This window comes from Carnobacterium sp. (assembly GCF_049673005.1).
Classification (GTDB): domain Bacteria; phylum Bacillota; class Bacilli; order Lactobacillales; family Carnobacteriaceae; genus Carnobacterium_A.
Map to the genome: position 1 here is coordinate 1 of NZ_JBATXB010000063.1, position 3584 is coordinate 3584.

4 protein-coding genes are annotated in these 3584 nt (G+C 35.9%); 3 read left to right on the forward strand and 1 reads right to left on the reverse strand.

The features are described from left to right. The first annotated feature begins 276 nt into the window (after positions 1 to 276). From WBF61_RS05085 to WBF61_RS05095, 3 genes are all read left to right on the forward strand, one after another. Positions 277 to 1476 carry an acetyl-CoA C-acetyltransferase gene (locus WBF61_RS05085; protein WP_424254509.1) on the forward strand — a complete coding sequence of 400 codons (1200 nt, stop codon included), beginning with the start codon at positions 277 to 279 and terminating at the stop codon, positions 1474 to 1476. A 150-nt stretch (positions 1477 to 1626) separates the two neighbouring features. After that, positions 1627 to 2229, forward strand: coding sequence for a 50S ribosomal protein L25 (locus WBF61_RS05090; protein WP_424254505.1), 603 nt, complete (start codon positions 1627 to 1629; stop codon positions 2227 to 2229). Positions 2230 to 2424: 195 nt separating this feature from the next. After that, positions 2425 to 2868 (forward strand): YaiI/YqxD family protein, encoded by a 444-nt coding sequence (locus WBF61_RS05095; RefSeq protein ID WP_424254511.1) that lies wholly within the window; start codon positions 2425 to 2427, stop codon positions 2866 to 2868. A gap of 2 nt (positions 2869 to 2870) precedes the next feature. On the opposite strand, the gene WBF61_RS05100 is transcribed toward WBF61_RS05095, so the two are convergent. Further along, a complete protein-coding gene (locus tag WBF61_RS05100; protein ID WP_424254507.1) occupies positions 2871 to 3311 on the reverse strand; it encodes an ASCH domain-containing protein in 441 nt (146 codons plus the stop codon). Between the last annotated feature and the right edge of the window lie 273 nt (positions 3312 to 3584).

Below are 3584 nucleotides of genomic sequence, written 5' to 3' on the forward strand. Positions count from 1 at the left end.
TATTATGAAATAAAAATCTAGCAAATGGCTACTATACCAATAAACATATTGCACTTGTCAATCTTAATAGTTCTTTTAAAGAATAGTACACAAACGTATAAAAGACAAGACGTTAACTTAAAATTAAAGATAAGCTTAATATTCTCGTTTCTTCTTTATAAAACTAAAGAAATTTATAAAAACTTAAAGTGTTATCTCAAATAGAATACCGTACAATGAGGATAGTTCGTGACTTTAAAAAAGGTCGCAAAAACCAACATGAAGGAGATGGATGTTTTGGAAGAAGTCGTTATCGTAAGTGCTGTAAGAACTCCAATCGGAAAATTTGGAGGCAGTTTAAAACATATATCCGCTGTTGAATTAGGAACAATCGTTACAAAAGAAGCTCTCAAACGAGCAACTATTTCTCCTGACAGTGTTGACCAAGTTATTTTCGGCAATGTTTTACAGGCAGGTTCGGGCCAAAATCCAGCTCGACAAATTGCCGTTCATTCTGACATCCCTTATACAACACCAGGTATGACTATTAACGAGGTTTGCGGTTCTGGATTAAAGTCTATTATACTCGGTAGCCAAGCTATCCAATTAGGGGATGCTGATGTTATCGTTGTTGGTGGTACAGAAAACATGTCACAAGCTCCTTACCTTTTAAATACACATCGTTGGGGGAAAAAAGCCGGTGACGATCGAATGATAGATAGCCTCATGCATGATGGCCTTTCAGATGCTTTTAGCCAGTTACCTATGGGATTAACTGCAGAAAAAGTTGCAGACCAATATGGAATTTCAAGAGCTGCCCAAGATGAATTTGCATTAGAATCTCAAAAGAGAGCCGCTACTGCTAAAAATAATGGCGTATTTACAAAAGAAATTGTATCTGTTCCTATTAAAGACTCCAAAAGAAATGAGCAATTATTTAGTGACGACGAGTTTATTCGCGAGTCAACTACATTAGAAAGCTTATCCAAATTAAAACCTGCATTTAAAGAAGATGGATCCGTAACTGCTGGTAATTCATCCGGCATAAATGATGGAGCTGCTGCTCTTGTTCTAATGAAAAAATCATTAGCAGAGCAATTGGAACTCCCTTACTTGGCAACTATCAAAGGATATGCAGAAGTTGGTATCGATCCTTCCATTATGGGATATGCACCTTACCAAGCCATTAAAAAAGTCTTAAAGAAAACACATTTATCGCTAGAAGAAATTGATTCTATTGAATTAAATGAAGCTTTTGCGGCTCAAAGCGTTGCCGTTTCAAAAGACTTAGCATTAGATACATTTAAAGTGAACGCTAACGGGGGTGCTATAGCATTAGGTCATCCAATAGGTGCTTCAGGATCAAGAATTGTCGTTAGTCTAGTTCATCAGTTATTGAAAAATAAATCTCGTCTTGGTCTGGCTTCTTTATGTGTCGGTGGTGGCATTGGTATAGCAATGATTATTGAGCGAAATCCATTGAATGAAATAGGTTGAAACCGTTTCGTTAGGTCGTATTAAAGATATCTGGTATAATGTTTATTGTACGATATTTCAACGCTTAGTTTCCTATTTTTTCTTTTTTTTAGATTCAGAAAGATTGTGTAAACCATCTATACTAAGCTAATACGAGAGGGGAAAAAATGTATGAAAGTAAATGCAGAATTAAGATCAGAAATTGGAACGGCTTCGGCTAAGAGGTACAGAAAAGAACATAATATTCCAGCTGTTGTTTATAACAAAGGTGGAGACGCTACTTCAATCTTACTTAACGAAAAAGATTTTATTGAAGTATTAAAAAAATTAGGTAAAAACGGTATTTTTGATGTTGTTGTGGATGGTGAGAAACCTAAACAAGTAATCATTAAACATTATCAAAGTTCCGCAATTAAAGTTCAAGTTTTAGATGTAGAACTTCAAGCAATAGAAAAAGGACAAAAACTTACGGTTACTGTTCCAATTATTCTTGAAGGCACTGAAAAAGTTAAATTAGGAATGGTTTCACAAACATTAAATGAATTAGAAATTGAAACAACACCTACACATATTCCTGCTGAATATGTACTTGACGTGAGCACATTAACTATTGGTGATTCTTTAACTGTTGCAGATATTAAAGTAGATAAATCTGTTACTGTTTTAGATGAACAAGATGAGACCGTTGTAATTGTAGCTCAACCTGTTGCTCTTGAAGAGGAAACAACTGACGAAGCTGCTGAACCAGAAGTAATTGGCGAAAAAGCAGAATAATGTGTTTGATTCGAAAAAGTTATCCCCACTAGAAACTAAACTAGTGGGGATAACTTTTTTATTCTTTTACTTAATTGTTCGCTAATTCTTTTTGCACCTCTTGTATATTTCTTGTAGAATGAGATGTAGTAAAATGAGCAGTAAGTGTTTTTTATACTAATGAAAGGACTGTGACTGATGGAAACACCACAAAAAATGACTATCTATATTGATGCAGATGCTTGCCCCGTAAAAGATGTCATCATCTCAGAGGGAACGGCAAAAGAAATACCCGTTACTCTCGTAACAAGTATTTCTCATTTTTCGACTGTTGAACAACCAAAAGGTGTCGAGACTATCTACGTCGATAATGGAGCCGAGGCTGCTGACTATCGTATTATTCGCCTCATTAAAAAAAAGGATTTGCTCGTTACTCAAGATTACGGACTAGCTTCATTAGCTTTAGCTAAAGGAGCAGTTGTTATCCATCATAGTGGATACAGATACACCATGGACAATATTGATCAGCTGCTACAAGATCGTTACCTTAGTGCTATGATCAGAAAAAGCGGAAAAAGAACCAAAGGACCAAAGCCTTTCACAGAAGAAAATCGCGAGAAATTCCGCCAACTTCTTACTGAAATTCTTTCTTCTTATTAAGTTCATTTGTACACTACTCTAAACTCTTCACAGACAACTGGAATTCTCTCGTTAAATTCTAAACCATTTTTTTCGTACACTTTTGAATAAAACTCTTTATGTACATCTTTCCAATATGCTAATGAGCGATCTCCTTCTCCCTCTTTAAAGGCATGCTCACTCGTCACTTCATTATATGGCACGATTGATACAGCTGTAGTTCGGGTAAGGCATCTAGCATCATCTTTGCTATCTAAAATGATGCTCCATTCACCTATCTTAGGTAACGCTTCGTCTTCTAAGCTATAACATTCGTAAGCTGAAGAAGTAGCTGTCTTTATTCCACGCACCGTTAAATCAGCTAATTCATCAGGTACGACGCCGTATTGCCAAGCTACATATGTTTCATTTCTATATTCTGGATTCTCTTCTATAAATCGCTCCCAAAGTTGTTTGGCTTTCATTATGAATTCCCCCTCTTTTCTTTTAATTTAATCCATCCGTGTCCTTTTTTCCTCTTAGTTAGCTTATTTTACCATACCCGATTATCGTTTACTCAAAATAAAAAACAGCCAGTTAGAAGAGAGGAACTCCTCTCTTCTAACTGGCGGTTTTCTTGTTTCTATAGTTTAAATTGATTAACCGTTTGGCTTAAATCTTCTGCTAAAGTTGCTAAGTGTTCCGCATTTCCAGAAACTTCTTCCATCGAACTGCTAATTTGTTGTGTCGCAGCTGAC